Source organism: Salmonella sp. JXY0409-18, from assembly GCF_020268625.1.
Lineage (GTDB): Bacteria > Pseudomonadota > Gammaproteobacteria > Enterobacterales > Enterobacteriaceae > Salmonella > Salmonella enterica.
The window spans coordinates 1,500,031-1,520,218 of sequence record NZ_CP084216.1; the positions used below are offsets into that span (position 1 = coordinate 1,500,031).

21 protein-coding genes are annotated in these 20,188 nt (G+C 54.8%); 13 read left to right on the plus strand and 8 right to left on the minus strand.

Features of this window, described 5'->3' with window-relative positions; translation table 11 throughout:
- Positions 1–13 precede the first annotated feature (13 nt).
- The 9 genes from LDB27_RS07055 (at position 14) to pmrD (ending at position 8,295) form a co-directional block, all read left to right on the plus strand.
- Entirely contained in the window at positions 14–475 is a 462-nt protein-coding gene (locus LDB27_RS07055; RefSeq protein WP_000568159.1) for a GNAT family N-acetyltransferase, read from the plus strand.
- A gap of 54 nt (positions 476–529) precedes the next feature.
- Positions 530–835 (plus strand): stress response protein ElaB, encoded by a 306-nt coding sequence (gene elaB / locus LDB27_RS07060; RefSeq protein WP_001522308.1) that lies wholly within the window; start codon positions 530–532, stop codon positions 833–835.
- 100 nt (positions 836–935) lie between these two features.
- A complete protein-coding gene (gene menF / locus LDB27_RS07065) occupies positions 936–2,231 on the plus strand; it encodes an isochorismate synthase MenF (protein ID WP_000555675.1) in 1,296 nt (431 codons plus the stop codon).
- A gap of 85 nt (positions 2,232–2,316) precedes the next feature.
- Positions 2,317–3,987 carry a 2-succinyl-5-enolpyruvyl-6-hydroxy-3-cyclohexene-1-carboxylic-acid synthase gene (gene menD / locus LDB27_RS07070; protein WP_000116398.1) on the plus strand — a complete coding sequence of 557 codons (1,671 nt, stop codon included), beginning with the start codon at positions 2,317–2,319 and terminating at the stop codon, positions 3,985–3,987.
- Positions 3,984–4,742, plus strand: a complete 759-nt coding sequence (gene menH, locus LDB27_RS07075) for a 2-succinyl-6-hydroxy-2,4-cyclohexadiene-1-carboxylate synthase (RefSeq protein ID WP_000979134.1) — start codon at positions 3,984–3,986, stop codon at positions 4,740–4,742. The genes menD and menH overlap by 4 nt, the downstream gene beginning before the upstream one ends.
- 14 nt (positions 4,743–4,756) lie before the next feature.
- Positions 4,757–5,614, plus strand: coding sequence for a 1,4-dihydroxy-2-naphthoyl-CoA synthase (menB, locus tag LDB27_RS07080; protein WP_000640013.1), 858 nt, complete (start codon positions 4,757–4,759; stop codon positions 5,612–5,614).
- Entirely contained in the window at positions 5,614–6,576 is a 963-nt protein-coding gene (menC, locus tag LDB27_RS07085) for an o-succinylbenzoate synthase (protein WP_001255555.1), read from the plus strand. The genes menB and menC overlap by 1 nt, the downstream gene beginning before the upstream one ends.
- A complete protein-coding gene (menE, locus tag LDB27_RS07090) occupies positions 6,573–7,940 on the plus strand; it encodes an o-succinylbenzoate--CoA ligase (RefSeq protein ID WP_225519933.1) in 1,368 nt (455 codons plus the stop codon). Before menC ends, menE begins: the two co-directional genes overlap by 4 nt.
- A 97-nt stretch (positions 7,941–8,037) precedes the next feature.
- Entirely contained in the window at positions 8,038–8,295 is a 258-nt protein-coding gene (gene pmrD, locus LDB27_RS07095; protein WP_000455132.1) for a signal transduction protein PmrD, read from the plus strand.
- Here the strand turns inward: pmrD and arnF are convergent.
- Genes arnF through arnB form a run of 7 tightly spaced genes read right to left on the minus strand, consistent with a single transcriptional unit; the run spans position 8,290 to position 15,642 of the window.
- Positions 8,290–8,667 carry a 4-amino-4-deoxy-L-arabinose-phosphoundecaprenol flippase subunit ArnF gene (gene arnF, locus LDB27_RS07100; protein WP_000538694.1) on the minus strand — a complete coding sequence of 126 codons (378 nt, stop codon included), beginning with the start codon at positions 8,665–8,667 and terminating at the stop codon, positions 8,290–8,292. The two genes, pmrD and arnF, sit on opposite strands and share 6 nt — an antisense overlap.
- Positions 8,667–9,002 (minus strand): 4-amino-4-deoxy-L-arabinose-phosphoundecaprenol flippase subunit ArnE, encoded by a 336-nt coding sequence (gene arnE / locus LDB27_RS07105; protein WP_000580688.1) that lies wholly within the window; start codon positions 9,000–9,002, stop codon positions 8,667–8,669. Before arnE ends, arnF begins: the two co-directional genes overlap by 1 nt.
- Entirely contained in the window at positions 8,999–10,645 is a 1,647-nt protein-coding gene (gene arnT / locus LDB27_RS07110; RefSeq protein ID WP_225519934.1) for a lipid IV(A) 4-amino-4-deoxy-L-arabinosyltransferase, read from the minus strand. The genes arnE and arnT overlap by 4 nt, the downstream gene beginning before the upstream one ends.
- Positions 10,642–11,541, minus strand: coding sequence for a 4-deoxy-4-formamido-L-arabinose-phosphoundecaprenol deformylase (arnD, locus tag LDB27_RS07115; protein ID WP_000169775.1), 900 nt, complete (start codon positions 11,539–11,541; stop codon positions 10,642–10,644). The genes arnT and arnD overlap by 4 nt, the downstream gene beginning before the upstream one ends.
- Complete coding sequence (gene arnA / locus LDB27_RS07120; RefSeq protein WP_000648762.1) at positions 11,538–13,520, minus strand: bifunctional UDP-4-amino-4-deoxy-L-arabinose formyltransferase/UDP-glucuronic acid oxidase ArnA; 1,983 nt, start codon at positions 13,518–13,520, stop codon at positions 11,538–11,540. The genes arnD and arnA overlap by 4 nt, the downstream gene beginning before the upstream one ends.
- Positions 13,517–14,500, minus strand: a complete 984-nt coding sequence (arnC, locus tag LDB27_RS07125; protein ID WP_000458893.1) for an undecaprenyl-phosphate 4-deoxy-4-formamido-L-arabinose transferase — start codon at positions 14,498–14,500, stop codon at positions 13,517–13,519. The genes arnA and arnC overlap by 4 nt, the downstream gene beginning before the upstream one ends.
- 2 nt (positions 14,501–14,502) lie before the next feature.
- Positions 14,503–15,642 (minus strand): UDP-4-amino-4-deoxy-L-arabinose aminotransferase, encoded by a 1,140-nt coding sequence (arnB, locus tag LDB27_RS07130; protein WP_001279301.1) that lies wholly within the window; start codon positions 15,640–15,642, stop codon positions 14,503–14,505.
- Positions 15,643–15,940: 298 nt separating this feature from the next.
- Here arnB and pmrG point away from each other — a divergent pair, with 298 nt between their 5' ends.
- A complete protein-coding gene (gene pmrG / locus LDB27_RS07135; RefSeq protein WP_000879257.1) occupies positions 15,941–16,546 on the plus strand; it encodes a lipopolysaccharide core heptose(II)-phosphate phosphatase PmrG in 606 nt (201 codons plus the stop codon).
- A 45-nt stretch (positions 16,547–16,591) separates the two neighbouring features.
- Here the strand turns inward: pmrG and nudI are convergent, their stop codons facing one another.
- Positions 16,592–17,017, minus strand: a complete 426-nt coding sequence (gene nudI, locus LDB27_RS07140) for a nucleoside triphosphatase NudI (RefSeq protein ID WP_001249905.1) — start codon at positions 17,015–17,017, stop codon at positions 16,592–16,594.
- A gap of 278 nt (positions 17,018–17,295) precedes the next feature.
- Here nudI and LDB27_RS07145 point away from each other — a divergent pair, with 278 nt between their 5' ends.
- The 3 genes from LDB27_RS07145 (at position 17,296) to LDB27_RS07155 (ending at position 20,181) form a co-directional block, all read left to right on the plus strand.
- Positions 17,296–17,838, plus strand: a complete 543-nt coding sequence (locus tag LDB27_RS07145; protein WP_001562414.1) for a YfaZ family outer membrane protein — start codon at positions 17,296–17,298, stop codon at positions 17,836–17,838.
- A 114-nt stretch (positions 17,839–17,952) separates the two neighbouring features.
- A complete protein-coding gene (locus tag LDB27_RS07150) occupies positions 17,953–19,149 on the plus strand; it encodes a nicotinamide mononucleotide deamidase-related protein YfaY (RefSeq protein WP_000935683.1) in 1,197 nt (398 codons plus the stop codon).
- A 249-nt stretch (positions 19,150–19,398) separates the two neighbouring features.
- The gene (locus LDB27_RS07155; protein ID WP_000894173.1) at positions 19,399–20,181 is read left to right on the plus strand and encodes an IclR family transcriptional regulator; all 783 of its coding nucleotides are present in this window, start codon (positions 19,399–19,401) and stop codon (positions 20,179–20,181) included.
- Positions 20,182–20,188: the final 7 nt, after the last annotated feature.

Here is a 20,188-nt window from a genome sequence, read left to right on the forward strand (position 1 = left end):
ACAGGAGCGCATCATGATTGACTGGCAGGATCTCCACCATAGCGAACTTACCGTTCCTCAACTTTACGCGTTACTCAAATTGCGCTGCGCGGTCTTTGTGGTAGAACAGCGCTGTCCTTACCTGGATGTGGATGGCGATGATTTAGTCGGCGACAATCGGCATATTCTGGGCTGGCGTCAGGATGAGCTGGTGGCGTATGCGAGGATTCTGAAAAGCGATAACGAATCAGACCCGGTTGTCATTGGCCGGGTGATCGTCAGCGATGCCTGGCGAGGGGCGAAACTGGGCCAGCAATTAATGGCGAAAACGCTGGAATCTTGTGGGCGGCACTGGCCGGATAAGCCGCTATATCTGGGGGCGCAGGCGCATCTGCAACCTTTTTACGCGCGGTTTGGTTTTATTCCGGTCACCGATGTTTATGACGAAGATGGCATTCCGCACCGGGGAATGGCGCGGGAGGTTCATCAGGCATAAACCGAAACCGTTGACTATAGTTAGGAGCAGGTGTTAACACAACGGAGAATGAGAATGTCATATCAATTTGGTGAATCACGTGTTGATGATGATCTGACTTTGCTCAGCGAAACGCTGGAAGAGGTTTTACGTTCCTCAGGCGATCCCGCCGATCAAAAATACATTGAGCTGAAAGCCCGCGCGGAACAAGCGCTGGAAGAGGTGAAAAACCGCGTAAGCCATGCGTCGGATAGCTATTATTACCGGGCAAAGCAGGCCGTTTATAAAGCGGATGACTACGTTCATGAAAAACCCTGGCAGGGTATTGGCGTAGGCGCGGCGGTAGGACTGGTACTTGGACTGCTGCTGGCGCGGCGCTAAATCCCCCCACTGAACAGAATTGCAACCCTCCCTAAATGAGGTACTGCTTTTTTAGGGCAGTACCCCGTATAATGTGGGGTTTTTAACAGGGAGGGTCCGCGTGCATTCTATTACTACTGCGCTGGAAAATCTGACGCGTCAGCTATCGCAAGAGATACCGGCGACGCCAGGGCTTTGCGTTTTCGATGCGCCTTTCCCTTTAAACGATGCCTTCGATGCATTGAGCTGGCTGGCCAGCCAGTCATCCTTTCCGCAATTCTACTGGCAACAGCGCAATGGCGACGAAGAAGCTGCCGTTCTCGGGGCAATCACCGTCTTTTCATCGCTCGATCTGGCGCAACGGTTTTTACGTCAGCACGCGCAGCCTGACCTGCGTATTTGGGGGCTGAATGCGTTCGAGCCGAAAGAGGGCTACTTATTGCTGCCGCGGCTGGAGTGGCGACGTAGCGGTGGTACGGCGACCTTACGCTTACATCTGCACAGTGACGTTTCGCTACGCGATGATGCGCGCCAGGCGAAAGCGTTTCTCGCTTCTCTGGTCGGTATTAAGCCTGTTCCGGCGCTGCGCCTTTCGCTCACGAGCGAACAGCACTGGCCGGACAAAGACGGTTGGGTGAAGCTGATTCAGCAGGCCACCCACACCATTGCGCAAGAGGCGTTTGATAAAGTTGTGCTGGCGCGGGCCACCGACTTACAATTCTCCCGTCCGGTCAATGCCGCCGCGATGATGGCGTCCAGTCGTCGTTTAAATCTCAACTGCTACCACTTTTTTATGGCCTTTTCCGCCGATACCGCCTTTCTGGGATCATCGCCGGAGCGGCTCTGGCGGCGGCGTGAAACGGCGCTACGTACCGAAGCGCTGGCCGGGACGGTGGCGAACCATCCGGATAACCATAAAGCCTGGCAGCTTGGCGAATGGTTAATGAAAGACGATAAAAACCAGCGAGAAAATATGCTGGTTGTCGAAGACATCTGCCAGCGACTGCAAAACTGCACCCACTCGCTGGATGTGCTGCCGCCGCAGGTGCTCAGACTGCGCAAGGTACAGCATTTGCGCCGCTGTATCTGGACGGCGCTTAATCAGGCGGACGACACGCTCTGCCTGCACCAGTTACAGCCTACCGCAGCGGTCGCGGGGATCCCTCGTGAACCCGCGCGTTGTTTTATAGAACAACATGAGCCGTTCGAACGTGAATGGTATGCCGGGTCGGCAGGCTATCTCTCCACGCGGCAAAGTGAGTTTTGCGTGACGTTACGTTCAGCCAAAGTGACGGCCAATGTGGTGCGATTGTATGCCGGCGCGGGAATCGTCCGCGGCTCCGATCCGGAACAGGAATGGCAGGAAATAGATAATAAAGCGGCCGGGTTACGTACCTTATTGCAGATGGATGTGTAATGAGTCACATATTCCCGACCCATATCAATAATCCATTTTTGCAGCTCTTTATACTTAGTCCCAATGATTGATACCGGACAAACTCATGTCAGTAAGTGCATTTAACCGGCGCTGGGCGGCGGTCATCCTGGAAGCCTTAACCCGTCATGGCGTCAGGCATGTTTGTATCGCCCCTGGTTCCCGTTCCACGCCGCTCACGTTGGCGGCGGCAGAGAATCCTGCTTTTATTCACCATACGCACTTTGATGAGCGTGGGCTTGGTCATCTGGCGTTAGGGCTGGCGAAAGTCAGCCAACAGCCTGTTGCCGTTATTGTCACTTCAGGTACCGCCGTGGCGAACCTCTATCCGGCCTTGATTGAGGCGGGGCTGACGGGCGAGAAGCTTATTTTACTTACCGCCGATCGCCCGCCGGAGCTGATTGACTGCGGCGCCAACCAGGCGATCCGTCAGGCGGGGATGTTTTCCTCGCACCCCTCCCAAACTCTGTCGTTGCCGCGTCCCACGCAGGATATTCCGGCGCGCTGGCTGGTGTCGACCATCGATAATGCGCTCGCCATGCTTCATGCGGGCGCTCTGCACATTAACTGTCCTTTTGCCGAACCGCTGTATGGCGATATGAATGACACCGGCCTGGTCTGGCAGCAGCGTCTCGGCGACTGGTGGCAGGATGAAAAACCCTGGCTGCGCGAAGCGCGTCGACTGGCAAGCGACAAACAGCGCGACTGGTTCTTCTGGCGACAAAAACGCGGCGTCGTCGTCGCCGGGCGTATGAGCGCGGAAGAAGGCAAAAAAGTGGCGCAGTGGGCGCAAACTCTGGGATGGCCATTAATTGGCGACGTATTGTCGCAAACCGGGCAGCCGCTGCCGTGCGCCGACCTGTGGCTCGGCAACGCCAAAGCGGTGACCGAACTGCAGCAGGCGCAAATTGTCGTCCAGCTTGGCAGTAGCCTTACCGGAAAACGCTTACTGCAATGGCAGGCAACCTGCGAGCCGGAAGAGTATTGGGTAATCGACAATATTGAAGGTCGTCTGGACCCGGCGCACCATCGTGGACGCAGACTGATAGCGAAAATCGCCGACTGGCTGGAGATGCATCCGGCGGAAAAACGTAAACCGTGGTGTGTAGAGATCCCGCGTCTGGCGGAACTGGCGTGGCAACGGGTGGTCGCGCAGCGAGACACCTTTGGCGAAGCACAGCTGGCGCACCGTATCCGCGACTATCTGCCGGAGCAGGGGCAATTGTTCGTGGGCAATAGTCTGGTGGTGCGTCTGATCGACGCGCTGTCGCAGTTGCCGGCTGGCTATCCGGTATACAGCAATCGCGGGGCGAGCGGCATTGACGGCCTGCTTTCCACAGCGGCGGGCGTGCAGCGCGCCAGCGCCAAATCGACGCTGGCTATCGTCGGCGATTTATCCGCGCTGTACGATCTTAACGCGCTGGCGTTACTACGTCAGGTATCCGCGCCGTTTGTGTTGATTGTGGTCAACAATAACGGCGGGCAGATCTTTTCCCTGCTGCCGACGCCGCAAAGCAAACGTGAGCGCTTTTATTTGATGCCGCAAAACGTCCATTTTGACCATGCGGCCGCCATGTTTAACCTGCGCTATCATCGCCCGGAAAACTGGGAAGAACTGGAGTCTGCGCTGGCTGGCGCGTGGCGAACCCCGGCGACGACGGTGATTGAGCTGGTGGTAAACGATACGGACGGCGCGCAGACGTTGCAGCAACTTTTGGCTCAGGTAAGCCATCTATGATGTTGCACGCGCAGCACATGCCCGGACAGCCTGGGGCGCCCTCGCTGGTTTTCCTGCACGGTTTTTCTGGCGATTGCCGTGAATGGCAGCCGGTTGGCGAACAGTTTCACGGCTGTTCGCGGCTCTATATTGACTTACCGGGACATGGCGGATCTGCGGCTATTCCGGTCGGCGGATTTGCCGATGTCATCAGATTACTGCGCGCTACGTTAATTAGTTACAACATACTAAAGTTCTGGTTGGTGGGATACTCTCTTGGAGGCCGGGTGGCGATGATGGCAGCCTGCCAGGGAATACCAGGCCTGTGCGGCCTGGTGGTCGAAGGCGGTCATCCGGGGCTGCAAAATGAACAGGCGCGCGCTGAAAGACGATTGTCCGACGGGCGCTGGGCAGAGCGTTTTCGTCGTGAACCCCTGACTGAGGTTTTTCACGACTGGTATCAGCAGCCGGTGTTCGCCTCGCTGACGGCGCAGCAAAGGCAGGCGCTGACGGCGCTGCGTAGCCAGAATAACGGCGAAACGCTGGCTGCGATGCTGGAGGCGACATCGCTTGCCGCCCAGCCGGATTTACGCGAGGCGCTCAACGCGCTGGCATTTCCGTTTTATTATTTATGTGGCGAACGCGACAGCAAATTCCGCGCCCTGGCGCAGGAAGTGGCGGCGACATGCCATGTTATTCGTAACGCCGGACACAACGCGCATCGGGAAAACCCCGCTGGCGTGGTAGACAGTCTGGCTCAGATTCTGCGTCTCTGACTAAAGGACACACTATGATCTATCCTGATGAAACAATGCTTTACGCACCGGTAGAATGGCACGACTGCTCGGAGGGTTACACCGACATTCGTTATGAAAAATCCACCGACGGTATTGCAAAAATCACTATTAATCGTCCGCAGGTGCGCAATGCATTTCGTCCGTTGACCGTCAAAGAGATGATTCAGGCGCTGGCGGATGCCCGTTACGACGACAACGTGGGCGTGATTATTCTGACCGGCGAAGGCGATAAAGCGTTTTGCGCGGGCGGCGACCAGAAGGTGCGCGGCGATTACGGCGGTTATCAGGATGACTCCGGCGTGCATCACCTGAACGTGCTGGATTTCCAGCGCCAGATTCGCACCTGTCCAAAACCGGTTGTCGCGATGGTCGCGGGGTATTCCATCGGCGGTGGTCATGTGCTGCACATGATGTGCGACCTGACCATCGCGGCGGAAAACGCCATCTTCGGCCAGACCGGTCCGAAAGTCGGCTCCTTTGACGGCGGCTGGGGCGCTTCATATATGGCGCGTATCGTTGGTCAGAAGAAAGCGCGTGAAATCTGGTTCCTGTGCCGCCAGTACGATGCGCAACAGGCGCTGGATATGGGCCTGGTCAACACCGTGGTTCCGCTGGCGGATCTGGAAAAAGAGACCGTGCGCTGGTGCCGCGAAATGTTGCAAAACAGTCCGATGGCGCTGCGTTGCCTGAAAGCGGCGCTGAATGCCGATTGTGACGGTCAGGCGGGTCTACAGGAGCTGGCGGGCAACGCTACCATGCTGTTCTACATGACCGAAGAAGGGCAGGAAGGCCGTAACGCCTTTAACCAGAAGCGTCAGCCTGACTTCAGCAAATTCAAACGGAACCCATAATGCGTAGCGCGCAGGTATACCGCTGGCAGATCCCCATGGACGCGGGGGTGGTTCTGCGCGACAGGCGGTTAAAAACTCGCGACGGGCTGTATGTTTGTCTGCGTGACGGCGAGCGTGAAGGGTGGGGAGAGATCTCTCCGCTGCCGGGGTTCAGTCAGGAAACGTGGGAAGAGGCGCAGACGGCGCTCCTGACATGGGTGAACGACTGGCTTCAGGGGAGCGAGGGATTACCGGAGATGCCTTCGGTCGCGTTTGGTGCAAGCTGCGCGCTGGCGGAACTGACTGGCGTCTTGCCGGAGGCGGCGGACTATCGCGCCGCGCCGTTATGCACTGGCGATCCTGACGATTTGGTGCTGCGGCTTGCCGATATGCCCGGTGAGAAAATCGCTAAGGTCAAAGTGGGTCTCTATGAAGCGGTACGTGACGGCATGGTGGTTAATTTGCTGCTGGAGGCGATCCCGGATCTGCATCTGCGTCTGGATGCGAATCGCGCCTGGACGCCGCTAAAAGCCCAACAGTTCGCAAAGTATGTTAATCCGGACTACCGCGCTCGTATCGCCTTTCTCGAAGAACCGTGTAAGGCGCGGGATGATTCCCGCGCCTTTGCCCGTGAAACCGGTATCGCGATTGCCTGGGACGAAAGTCTGCGCGAAGCGGATTTCACCTTTGAAGCCGAAGAGGGCGTCAAGGCTGTGGTTATCAAACCTACGCTGACCGGATCGCTTGATAAAGTGCGTGAGCAAGTCGCCGCCGCCCATGCGTTGGGACTGACGGCGGTCATCAGCTCTTCGATCGAGTCCAGCCTCGGCCTGACGCAACTGGCGCGGATTGCCGCCTGGTTGACGCCGGGAACGCTGCCTGGACTGGATACCTTGCATCTGATGCAGGCGCAACAGGTTCGCCCCTGGCCTGGTAGCGCGTTGCCTTGTCTGAAGCGTGATGAGCTGGAACGACTGTTATGACATTCACGGACTGGCCGTGGCGCCACTGGCGTCAGGTTCGCAGTCAGGCGCCCGCTCTGCGCCTGAACGATGAAGTGCTAAGCTGGCGCGCCCTCTGTGAGCGTATTGATGCGCTGGCGGATGGGTTTGCCGCGCAGGGCGTACGGGAGGGCGACGGTGTCCTGCTGCGCGCCGGGAATCAGCCGCGCACTCTGTTGGCATGGCTTGCGCTGATGCAGTGCGGCGCGCGGGTTCTGCCCGTCAACCCGCAGTTGCCCCAGACGTTGCTGGAGGCGCTGTTACCGGAGTTAACGCTGCGTTTTGCGCTGACACTGGAAGGCGAAAACGTATTTTCCGGGTTAACCGCGTTGCAGATACAAAAGAGTACAGCGGCGTATGCCGTGGCCTGGCAACCGCAGCGTCTGGTTTCTATGACGCTGACATCGGGTTCCACAGGATTGCCAAAAGCGGCTGTACATACGTGCCAGGCGCATCTTGCCAGCGCGCAGGGGGTGCTTTCGCTAATGCCGTTTGGCCCTCAGGATGACTGGCTGCTATCGCTGCCGCTGTTTCATGTATCCGGGCAGGGTATTATGTGGCGTTGGCTCTTCGCCGGGGCGCGCATGACGGTACGCGATAAGCAACCGCTGGAGCAGATGCTGGCAGGGTGTACTCATGCTTCGCTGGTGCCGACGCAGCTATGGCGGTTGCTGGCGAATCGGGCGGCGGTGACGCTAAAAGCCGTTTTGCTCGGCGGCGCGGTGATTCCGGTTGAACTCACCGACCAGGCCAGCAAACAAGGGATTCGCTGCTGGTGCGGGTATGGGCTCACGGAGTTCGCGTCTACGGTATGCGCCAAAGAGGCCGATGGTTCGGATGATGTGGGCGCGCCGCTCCCCGGCAGAGAGATCAGAATCGTCGATAATGACGTCTGGCTGCGTGCCGCCAGTATGGCAGAAGGTTACTGGCGTGATGGCAAGCTGATCCCGCTGGTTAATGACGAGGGCTGGTTTGCCACGCGCGATCGCGGCGAGCTGAACCACGGCAGGCTAACCATCGCCGGGCGGCTGGACAACCTGTTCTTTAGCGGCGGCGAAGGCATTCAGCCGGAGGAAGTCGAACGCGTTATTAACGCGCATCCGCTGGTGCAACAAGCCTTCGTCGTGCCGGTAGAAGATAAAGAGTTTGGTCATCGTCCCGTTGCGGTTGTGGAGTATGCATCGCAGGCCGGAGACGTGAACCTCGCTGAATGGGTCCGTGATAAGCTGGCGCGTTTTCAGCAGCCGGTTCGCTGGCTAACGCTGCCGTCAGAACTGAAAAACGGAGGGATTAAAATATCTCGCCGTGCGCTCCAGCAGTGGGTGTGTGAGAGCTGTAAAAATTAATGTTAGGTTAATATACAACCATTCCATCGCTATTGCCGTTTTGTTTATCCGTTGATGTGTAACGTGTTATGAACAATCAGCGTGAAACGGGGGCGCTATGGAATGGTTGGTTAAGAAATCGCATTATGTCAAAAAGAGGGCGTGCCATGTTCTGGTGCTGTGCGATAGCGGCGGTTCGCTAAAAATGATCGCCGAGGCGAATTCCATGATATTACTGAGTCCCGGCGATATCCTGTCGCCTTTACAGGATGCGCAGTATTGTATTAATCGGGAAAAACACCAGACCTTAAAAATCGTTGATGCACGCTGTTATTCCTGCGACGAATGGCAGCGGTTGACGCGCAAGCCTTCATGATCTGGCGGGCAGAAAAATCAGCATTACCCCCGCCATAATACACAATACGCCGAGCATCGCTTTTAGGCTGAAGGCGCCTTGCAAACCGGGTAACAGCATTGAGGCTACCCAGACAAGCACATAGCTGAGACTCAGCAGCGCATAGGCTTTGCTGAGCGCGAGCGTGTGTAATGTTTTCTGCCAGCAGAAGACGGAAACCAGATACCCCGCCAAACCGGCGAATAGCGCCAGGGTCGCGGCATTAAATGCGCCCAGTCCGGAAATAAACGCCAGTGGATGCGCTATCGATGGCAGCCGCATCATGGCGAATCCTAAACTCAACTGGGCGAGGGAGGCAATCGCAACGCTTATCAGTCCCCACATTACGCCCATTATGCCGCACTCCCCAGAATGATAATGCCGCTGATAATCAATGCGACGCCCAACCAGTGGCGGGGCGGAACCTGTTCATGCCAGATTTTCCATGCCGCCAACGTGACCCAGACAAAATTCAGACTCAACATCGGGTAAGCAATTCCCACCGGCAGGGTTTGTAGCACCAGCAGCCACAGCACCATCGCTGCACCCATGCATATCAGCGCCAGGCCCAGCCACAGCATCAGGTGGCGGCGGCGTCCGCCTGTCGTCAATGGCCGTGTCGCTTGCTTCTGGCAGAGCTGACCGCCAACGCTGAGCAGACTGGCAAGCACCAGAACGACGCCGATCATTTAGGCCGATACTGAATTAACACCAGACGCCCCTGATAATCAATATTGTCCGCAGGGGGAAGGGAAAGAGCGCTGATGTCTTCATCTTTGGCTATTGAAAGTACTAGCGTAATAATGCCCTCCTGACGATGCTGGTTGAGCCAGGCGTTAAAATCGTCGGCTTTAACGAATTTATCCTGCACATCAGGATAGCTAAGACCATACCTGAGTTCGCCCGCGTGTCCGTAGAGCATAATATCGTCTCGTTTCAGACTCCAGGCCAGCCCGGCGGCGACGCCCACGTTGTCGACAAGAATATAGCGGCTTGATGCCAAAGGCGCCTGGGTCATTTCGACAAAAAACTGGGGCTGTTTGGACTCCATCACCCTGTCGGGGACGGAAAAGCCGAACAGCAGCGCCAGTCCCAGCGGACAAAACGCGGGTAATAGGTATTTTTGGCTATGACAGAGGCTATACCAGCCCACAAACGCCCAAACAGTAAAGACGCCCCAGACGCAAAAAACTTTATAGGTTTCGATATGCGTCCACACCGGCGATTTCAGCGGGCCCCATGAGGAGACGACAAACGCCGCGACGATCCCGACTAACCCGAACACCAGGTTGATCCCGCCGTTGACACGTAGCGCGGCGACGCCTTCTTTTACGTTATGCAGGACGAAGCGCGCCATGAGTATCGCTATCGGTGCGAAACAGGAAAGAACATAGGTGGGCAGTTTCCCTTTCGCAATGCTGAAAAAGAGAAGCGGCATGATCGTCCATCCGAGCAAATAGAATGCGCCGTTTCGCTCGCGCCAGCCCAGTTTAAGCGCGCCAGGCAGTAATCCCAGCCACGGTAAACTTCCCGCGAGCAGTACCGGCAGATAGTACCAGAAAGGGGCTTTATGCTGGGCATCGCTCATGGCGAATCGCTGGATATGCTCCACCCAGAAAAAGTAATGCCAGAAATCGGCTTCGCGTCGCGCAATGGCGATCGCCCAGGGAAGGACAACCACAAAGCAGCTCAAGACCGCCAGCCAGCCGTAAAGCAAAAAGTCCTTCCAGCGTTTCTGGACAATGACCCACGGCAGCACGCTCACTACCGGTACGGCCAGGGCGAGGAAGCCTTTAGTTAATACACCCAGACCGCAGGTTGCACCCAGTAGCAAAAAAATCCCAATCTTGCCCGTTCGGGTCGTGGCCTGCATCCCCTGCCAGAAACAACACATCCCGGCCGTAAGCCAAAGGGCGATCATCGGGTCGAGTACCGCATACGTCCCGATACTGTAAACGGCAAAGAGGGAGAGAAATATAACGGAGGCGAGCAACGCAGTACGTTTATCCCGCCATAAGCGGAACGTCAGCCACGCCACCAGCGCTGCGGCCAGCAATGTCGTTAAAATAGCGCCGGCCCGCACGCCAAAATTGGTAGCGCCAAAAAGCCACTGACCCAGACTGTTTATCCAGTAACCGGCTATCGGTTTTTCGAAATAACGTAATCCCAGAAAATGCGGCACGATCCAGTCGCCAGACGCCAGCATCTCCCGACTTATTTCGGCATAGCGCGTTTCATCCGGCTGCCAGAGCAGACGGCTATTGACAGGAATAACATAGTAGAGCGCGATAAACGCGGCGAAAGCCAGATAATAGCGTATCGATTTCATCATGAGGCGCTCGCGGCCTGTTGACACCCCAGCCAACCTTCACGGCCAGGGATGTGTCCACGTACAATTTGCCCCAACGGCAGAGACTCAGGCGATGTCGGCAGCAGTTCGCCCAGAGGACAAAAGGTGATCCCCGCGTCACGTGCACGAACGAGCAAATCTTCAAACAGCGGCTGATGGACAATGCCTTCGACTTCCGCATGGATGGTATATACCGGCGTGCCTTTGTCCTGCAACATACGAGAGATAATCCAGGTATTGAACGACTGCGCCTGAACGGCGGGGCCGATAACCTCATCCCACGTGGGTAAGGTAACGGGGATTTGCGGCGTCCCGGTCTGGCCCGGCATCAGTAGCGGACGGAATAAGGTGGTTCCACGGCAATCGCTGTTATACCGCAGGTTGAACGGCTCTTTCGCACGAACAACGCGCCCATCCGCTCGCCAGCCGGCCGCAGCTGAGCAGGTGACGGGTTTTCCGATAATGGCCTCAAGCGCCGTTATGCCGCGCGCGATATCTTCTTCAAGCTGACGAATACTCCAGTGGCCGCTGTGAGTCTGCCATGCATGGTGATCCCAGGCATGTAGTCCCGTCTCATGGTATGTTGCCGTTTCACGAATAATCCCGGCATTGGCGTTGCCGATATTTTTTCCCGGCCAGGCGGTACCGGCCAGCAGGATATCCCAGCCGTAGAGCGAGGCGGCGTTTGAACGTAGCATTTTCCATAAAAATCGCGGTTTTATCAGACGCCAAAGATGGCGTCCCATATTGTCCGGCCCGACGCTGAAGAAAAAGCTGGCCTGAACGCCGTGGCGATGCAATGTCTCCAGCAGCCGGGGAACACCTTCACGCGTTCCTCGCAAGGTATCAACATCAATGCGTAAACCGACTTTCGTCATGATGCGCGTTCCGCGATATCTACGCTGCGCAAAAAGAAGTCCAGCGTTTCTTCAACCGTATCCCGCATCGCAATAGACGGTTCCCAGTCCAGACAGCGCCTGGCATTGTCGATACTGGGTTTCCGGTGTGCGACATCCTGATAACCCTTGCCGTAATAACTACGGCTTTCGACGACCTGGAAACCGGCAAACGGTGGGAAATGGCAGCGCAGCGGATGCTTATCAAAACTGTCGAGCAACAGCGTCGCCAGTTCCTGAATACTGGCTTCGTTGTCAGGGTTGCCGATATTAATGATTTTGCCATCGCACCGATCGCCATCATTCACAATAATGCGGAATAAGGCTTCGATCCCGTCACGAATATCGGTGAAACAGCGCTTCTGCTGACCGCCGTCGATAAGCTTTATCGGCGTCCCTTCTACCAGGTTCAGAATCAACTGCGTTATCGCGCGTGAACTGCCGATACGCGCCGCGTTCAGGCTATCCAGCCGCGGCCCCATCCAGTTAAAGGGACGGAAAAGCGTGAAGCGCAATCCCTCTTTTTCGCCATAAGCCCAAATCACCCGGTCGAGAAGCTGTTTGGAAACGGAGTAAATCCAGCGTGGCTTATTCACCGGACCGACGATCAGATTCGATTTATCCTCGTCAAAAGAGGCGTCCGTACACATGCCGTACACTTCAGAGGTAGACGGGAAAACCACGCGTTTACGGTATTTCACGCAATAACGGATAATCCGCAGGTTTTCTTCAAAATCAAGTTCAAAGACGCGCAGCGGGTTGCGGGTGTATTCAATCGGGGTAGCAATTGCTACCAGCGGCAGTACGACATCGCATTTTTTGACATGGTATTCGATCCATTCTGAGTGGATGCTGATATCTCCCTCCACGAAATGAAAGCGAGGGTGGAGCAGGAATCGGCTAATGGCGTTGCTGCCGATATCCATACCGTAGACCTCGTAATTCTCTTCATTCAGTAACCGTTCGGTCAAATGATTGCCGATAAAACCGTTGACGCCGAGGATGAGAACGCGAATGCGACGTTTACCGCTGGTCGCTGGTGGACGGTTCAAACGCGCGCCCGCCACCAGACCAAGCGTCTGTGCAAGCTGCGAGCCCTGTACAGTAATGCCGTCTCCGGCCTGGCCGGTAATAATCTCCAGCGCGCCATCGGCGCAGGCGACCCGCAGCGGAGAGACCGAAATTACCGAGCCGGGAAGCGCGCCCTGCGCATCCGGACAAATTCGGGAAGACCAGATAGTGAATTTTTGCGAGCCGTTATAGCTGAACGCGCCGGGCCAGGGGGCGGCTACCGCCCGCACCAGGTTATGCACCGTGGAAACCGGTTTGTGCCAGTCGATAAGGCCATCTTCCGGCCTGCGGCGACCATAATATGTAGCGTCAGACTCTCGCTGGGGAACAGAAGGTATATCGCCGCATTTCATGGTGGGCAGGATGCTATTAAGCAACTGGCGCGCGGCCTGACATAGCTTATGATGCAGGGTAAGCGCAACATCGTCCTGCGCAATAGCAACGCGTTGACTGGCGACAATCTCTCCGGCGTCGGCACGTTTGACCATACGATGCAGCGTTACGCCCGTTTCGCTTTCGCCGTTAACCAGAACCCAGTTTAGCGGCGCACGGCCACGATAGGCAGGCAATAGAGAACCGTGCAGATTGAACGCGCCAGCCGGGGCGAGGTGCAGAATTTCTTCGCTTAACAGGTTGCGGTAATAGAACGAAAAAATAATATCCGGCGCAAGTTCAGCGATGCGGTCGACCCAGATAGGATGGTTTACGTTATCCGGCGCATAAACCGGAATCCCTAATTCTGCCGCCAGCCGGGAGACGGAGCCAAAAAAGGTGTTTTCCGCAGGATTGTCGGCATGAGTGAAAATCGCGGCAATCTCATACCCGGCATCCAGTACGGCCTGCACACCCTGACATCCCATATCGTGATAGGCAAAAATAACGGCTTTCATTGGTGACTTTCCTCAGTAAACGGCGTGCTTTCCGGGTAGATAACTTGTTGAACAAAATAGCGGGGGCGGGCGCGGACATCGTTATAAATGCGACCGATGTATTCGCCCAGCAGTCCCATGCCGATGAATTGCGCGCCGATGAAGGTAAACAGGACGGCAAAGAGCATAAATACGCCTTCCGCCGCCCACTGCGGTCCCAGCGCCAGGCGAAGTACAATAAGCAATACCGACAGGCTAAATCCGCCGATGGCGATAACACTGCCCAGCAGGCTCAACAGGCGCAGAGGCGTCGTCGTCAGGCAGGTCACCAGGTCATACATCAGGTTAATGAGACGCATAAAACTGTATTTAGAGTCGCCAAATTCACGTTCAGCGTGATGCACCGGGATCTCGGTAGCACGACGAGCGAAAATGTTGGCCAGAATAGGGATAAAGGTGCTGCGTTCATGGCAGCGCAACATAGTATCGATAATAGGGCGGCGATAGGCGCGTAACATGCAGCCGTAATCGCCCATCGCTTTGCCCGTTGTGCGCTGGATCAGCAGATTAATGATTTTTGACGCCGATTTGCGAAACAGGCTGTCTTGTCGGTTCTGTCGCACGGTGCCTACCACATCGAACCCTTCATCGGCTTTCGCCACCAGGCGTGGGATCTCTTCCGGCGGGTTTTGCAGATCGGCATCCAGCGTAATGATAAGATCGCCGCTTACATGGCTAAACCCCGCCATAATCGCTGCATGTTGACCGTAATTACGGTTGAGTAAAATAGAGATGATATGGCTATCGGCCTCCTGGGACGCCTTAACCATCAGCTCCGCCGAGCTATCGCTGCTACCATCATCTATCAATAAAATCTCCCACGCTTTGCCCAGGCTCTCGCAGGCGGTGGTGGTGCGTCTTATTAATTCCGGCAGGCTTTCCTGTTCGTTATAGACAGGAATAACCACCGAGACTTTTTTTATGGGGGCGGCGTCAAACATGCTTATTGTCCTGCTATCTGATGAAGGGCGGTAATGACCCGATCAAAGTCACTCTCGGTCATGTCCGGGAAGAGCGGCAGTGAGCAGATCCGCTCGCTGTTCCACTCGGTGTCAGGCAGCGTGAGCGTTGGGAAACGTTCGCGATAATATTTTTGCGTATGCGCGGCGCGGAAATGCAGTCCTGTGCCGATGCCTTTCGTTTTCAGCGATGCCATCAGAGCATCCCGGGTAATACCGCAGCGGGTTTCATCGACCCGGATAATGAATAAATGCCAGGCGTGAATATGTTCCCACGCCGGAAGGCTCAGAGGCTGAAAAGGCAGGTCTGCCATTGCCTGGTGGTACTGCGCTGCGATGGCGGCGCGGCGAGCGTTAAGCGCATCCAGTTTCTGTAACTGGGCAAGCGCGATAGCGGCGTTGAGGTCGGGCAAATTATATTTGTAGCCCGGCGCCAGGACTTCCGCTTGTGGCGCGCGTCCTCCGCTCTGTCGATCCCAGGCATCAACGCCAAGCCCGTGAAACTTGAGACTGCGCAGTTTATCGGCGAATTGCGGGTTATCCGTGACGACGATACCGCCTTCAGCGCAGGTAATGTTCTTAATGGCGTGGAAGGAGAAAATCGCGGTGCCCCGGGCACCAATGTGGCGACCTTTGTAGCTGGTTCCTGTCGCGTGCGCCGCGTCTTCAATCACCGGAATGCCATAACGCTCGCCAAGAGCGTAAATAGCGTCCAGATCGGCGGGCGCGCCAGCGTAGTGGACGGGGATAATTGCTTTTGTTTGTGGCGTAATCGCGGCTTCAATATGTTCAGGCGTGACCATCAGCGTATCGCGATCGACATCGACCATGACGGGGTTCGCGCCGAGTAAAACGATCATATTTAGCGTAGAAACCCACGTCATTGACGGTGTAATGACCTCGTCGCCTTCACCAATGCCCAGCGCCATCAACGCGATGTGCATACCGGCAGTGGCTGAACTGACGGCAACGGCATATTGATTGCCTGTTAGCCGACAAAACTCCGCTTCCAGTTCCTGATTTTTCGGGCCGGTTGTTATCCAACCTGAGTCCAGTACGGTCTTAACGGCAGCGAGCTCTTCCGCGCCCATCGCCGGACGAGAGAAAGGCAAAAAGTCCGACATCATTTTTCCTTCAGCCATTGAAAGCCGCTTTTCAAATATTTCGGGAATAGAAAAGGGCTTATTTTTTAACGCATTTAACTGAACCCTACTGGATGAATATTAAATTAACATTAAGAAATTAAGGTGAAGTAAAAAGATAATTTTTAACGGAATTATGCTTTGCTTTCGCCGAAAGTTTAAGGCATTTTATGCATGCCCAAAAGCTGTTTTTATGTTTCTGGCCTGGTCTTCCGTTGCGGAATTTCATTTTAATCGTATTGCTATTAAGTTAGCTGCACTGTCTGCCTGAGAGGTTAATGTGCTGGCATTTACCCTACGCTTTATTAAAAACAAACGCTATCTCGCGACTCTGGCGGGGGCGTTGGTTATTATCGCCGGGTTGACCTCACAACATGCCTGGAGTGGTAACGGTCTACCGCAGATTAACGGTAAAGCGCTGGCGGCGCTGGCGAAACAGCATCCGGTAGTCGTGTTATTCCGCCATGCCGAGCGGTGCGATCGTTCCGATAATACCTGCCTGTCAGACAGCACGGGGATTACGGTCAACGGTGCGCAAGACGCCAGAGCGCTGGGTAAAGCCTTTAGTGCCGATATACAAAATTACAATCTCTATTCCAGTAATACGGTGCGCACCATCCAGTCGGCAACCTGGTTTTCTGCGGGCAGGTCGCTTACGGTGGATAAAAAAATGATGGATTGCGGCAGCGGTATTTATGCTTCAATCAATACGTTGCTGAAAAAGTCGCAGAATAAAAATATAGTCATTTTTACCCATAATCATTGTTTGACGTATATTGCAAAAAATAAGCGCGGCGTAAAGTTTGATCCGGACTATCTTGATGCGCTCGTTATGCATGCGGAAAACGGAAAACTCTTTTTAGATGGTGAATTTGTTCCCGGCTAGCCGGCATGTTAAAAGCGTAAAGACAGCCTGAAGCGGCTGTCGTCATTATAATAACCCTTTCAATGCTAATGTGTGGCGTGTCGCTACATTCAAATCATACAGCGCCAGTTCTTCTGGCTTGACCCAGGCGTAGTCCTGAAATTCGTCGTTAATACATATATCGCGATTAGCGGAAACACAGTCGAAGATGAGATAAATCATATAAATCTCTTCTTGTCTGCCATCAGCGTACGTTTTAACACGGATATCGTCGCGGAAGGTCCACGGCGTAATATCGCTCAGAATCAGTTGTTCGCCGAGTTCTTCCCGAACCTCCCGACGCAGCGCCTCTTCAATGCGTTCGCCTGGCTCGACCCCGCCGCCCGACAGCGCCCACTGACCGGGAAATACGCCGCGGTTGTCGGCCATTTTGCACAGCAGATAACAGCCATCATTTTGAATTAATGGGCAAACTATAGTTCGTTGACGCATAAGTCGCTTCCTTAAACCACCAGGTCATCAGCTTAACAAATCATTGTGCGAAATTCTTTGTGAAAAATGGAAGCGATAACGCAGACTGCGTTTTTTGTTAATTTTGTTGATGCAGGCGTCGCCATGTGATGGCGCAATGATGCGTCATGGCGAAAGTAGTATTTCGTTACAATATGTTTTTGGAATGGTTTCTTAGTGCATTGATTCCTCAGCGTCTGGCAGTACAATTCTGCCGTTTTGGGGAGTTTTTCTTTATGTGCTTGCTGGAAAGGGTAAAAATGAAAAAAAGCATATTATTAGGTTTTGCCGGAATGCTGTTCGTTTCTGCATCGGCGCAGGCTATCAGTATTAGCGGCCAGGCGGGCGAAGATTACACCAACATTGGCGTGGGTTTTGGTACGGAATCGACGGGACTGGCGCTAAGCGGTAACTGGATGCACAACGATGATGATGGCGATGCTGCGGGCGTGGGTCTAGGGCTGAACATTCCGGTGGGACCGCTGCTGGCGACGGTCGGCGGTAAAGGTATTTATACCAATCCGAAAGACAGTGATGAAGGCTATGCGGCGGCTGTCGGCGGTGGGTTACAATGGAAAATCGGCGACAGCTTCCGTCTGTTCGGCGAGTATTATTATTCACCAGATTCGCTGTCCAGCGGTATCGAAAGTTATGAAGAAGCGAATGCAGGCGCGCGTTTCACCATTATGCGCCCGCTGAGCATTGAAGCCGGTTATCGTTACCTGAACCTGGCGGGTAAAGACGGCAACCGCGATAATGCGATTGCTGACGGCCCTTATGTTGGCGTAAACGCCAGCTTTTGATGCTAACGGCGCGGCAATCGTCGCGCCATATTCCTCCTTTTCCCGTCATTCTTCTTTCCACGTCATATTCGTCTTTGCGTTATAGTGTTTTCATCATAAGAGCAGGAGAACACAATGCTAAATGTGGAAATGCTATCCACCGGGGATGAGGTGTTGCACGGACAAATCGTTGACACCAATGCCGCCTGGCTGGCTGATTTTTTCTTTCATCAGGGCGTTCCGTTATCACGGCGAAATACGGTAGGCGATAACCTGGACAGTCTGGTCGCTATCTTGCGTGAACGCAGTCAACATGCTGATGTTTTGATTGTTAATGGCGGGTTAGGGCCGACCAGCGATGATTTAAGCGCGCTCGCCGCGGCAACGGCAAAAGGCGAAGGATTAGTACTGCACCAGGCGTGGCTGACCGAAATGGAACGTTACTTTCAGCAGCGCGGTCGTGTGATGGCGCCGAGCAACCGTAAACAGGCGGAACTGCCTGCCAGCGCGGAGTTTATTAATAATCCGGTCGGCACTGCCTGTGGATTTGCGCTACAGCTCAACCGCTGCCTGATGTTTTTCACCCCCGGCGTACCGTCTGAATTTAAGGTTATGGTGGAGAAGGAAATCTTACCGCGGTTACGCGCGCGTTTTTCGCTGCCGGAGCCGCCGCTTTGCCTGCGGTTAACGACTTTTGGACGTTCAGAAAGCGACCTGGCGCAGCGTCTCGATTCACTGCCGTTGCCGCCCGGCGTGACGATGGGGTATCGCTCATCAATGCCGATCATTGAACTGAAGTTGACCGGCCCGGCGACGCAACGGGAGGCGATGCTGGCGTTATGGCCAGAGGTCAAACGGGTTGCCGGGCAGAACCTGATTTTTGAAGGTACGGAAAACCTGCCGGCGCAAATAGCCCGCCGCCTGCAGGAAAGGCAGTTGAGTCTGACGTTGAGCGAGCAATACACCAGCGGCTTACTGGCGCTACAGCTTTCTCGCGCCGGGGCGCCTGTTCTTGCCAGCGAAGTCGTTCCTTCTCAGGAAGAGACGCTGGCGCAAACGGCACACTGGACGACAGAACGGCGCAGCAATCATTATGCCGGTCTGGCGCTGGCCGTGTCGGGGCTGGAAAACGAACATCTTAATTTCGCGCTGGCGACGCCGGATGGCACGTATGCCTTACGCGTGCGTTTTAGCGCCAATCGGTATAGTCTGGCAATACGTCAGGAGGTCTGTGCGATGATGGCGCTAAATATGCTGCGCCGCTGGCTTAATGGCGAGGACATTATCAGCGAGCATGGCTGGATAGACGTGGTTGAATCATTGACATCATAATCCCTTTCTCTTATCTGCGATGGGAACGACATCGTGAGCCGGATAAGGCCGCTATGCCATTATCCGGCAATATTATCTGCTTTTTTGTCCAGCCAATTGTACTGAATACAAAGTAATACGTGCGTTAATTCACATTTATATGGTTAACCCTTCCACTCCGTTGGAAGGCGGATAAGCTTTGACGCGCTTCACAATTTTTTCCCTACTGACCTTTCACACTGATTCCAGTGTCTCAGACTGGAGTCCAATATGTTGGAATCAAGTAAAGTCCCGGCTCTTACTCGCGCAATCGACATCCTCAATTTGATCGCGCGTATTGGCCCATGCAGCGCGGCAATCATTATTGAAACGCTGCGTATTCCAAAAAGCACCGCGTACCTGCTGTTGAATGAATTAAAACGTCAGCGATTTATTAGCCTCGATCATCAGGAGAACTACTGCCTGTGGACTAAGCTCGTTGAATTGTCGGGCCATGCGCTCAGCAAGATGGATCTGCGGGAGCTGGCGCGTCCTCGTCTAACACAACTGATGGATGAAACCGGGCTGCTGTGTCACTTGGGGATCATCGACCACGAAAATGCGTATTACATACTGAAAGTGGAATCCTCATCCACTATCAGCGTGCGCTCGCATGAGGGGAAAAGCCTCTCTCTTTATCGTTCCGGCATCGGCAAATGCCTGCTGGCATGGCAGCCGGCCGCCGTACGCAAAGCCATTATTGAAAAAATGGTATGGGAGCGAGCCACGCTGACCACCATCACCGAGCCGCAACAATTGAATGATGAGCTGGAACGCATTCGCCAGCGTGGATGGAGCTTTGATAACGGGGAGGATTATCCGGATGTCCGCTGCGTTGCCGCACCGGTATTTAATGCCAGAAACGAACTGACCGCGGCAATTTCAGTGGTCGGCACGCGCCTGCAAATCAACGAAGAGAATCTTGATTATTTGGCCGGTAAAGCTATTGCCTGTGCCAAAGATATTTCACGCCTGTTGGGATGGAAAAGTCCCTTCGACTCACTCGCATCTTAAAATGGAG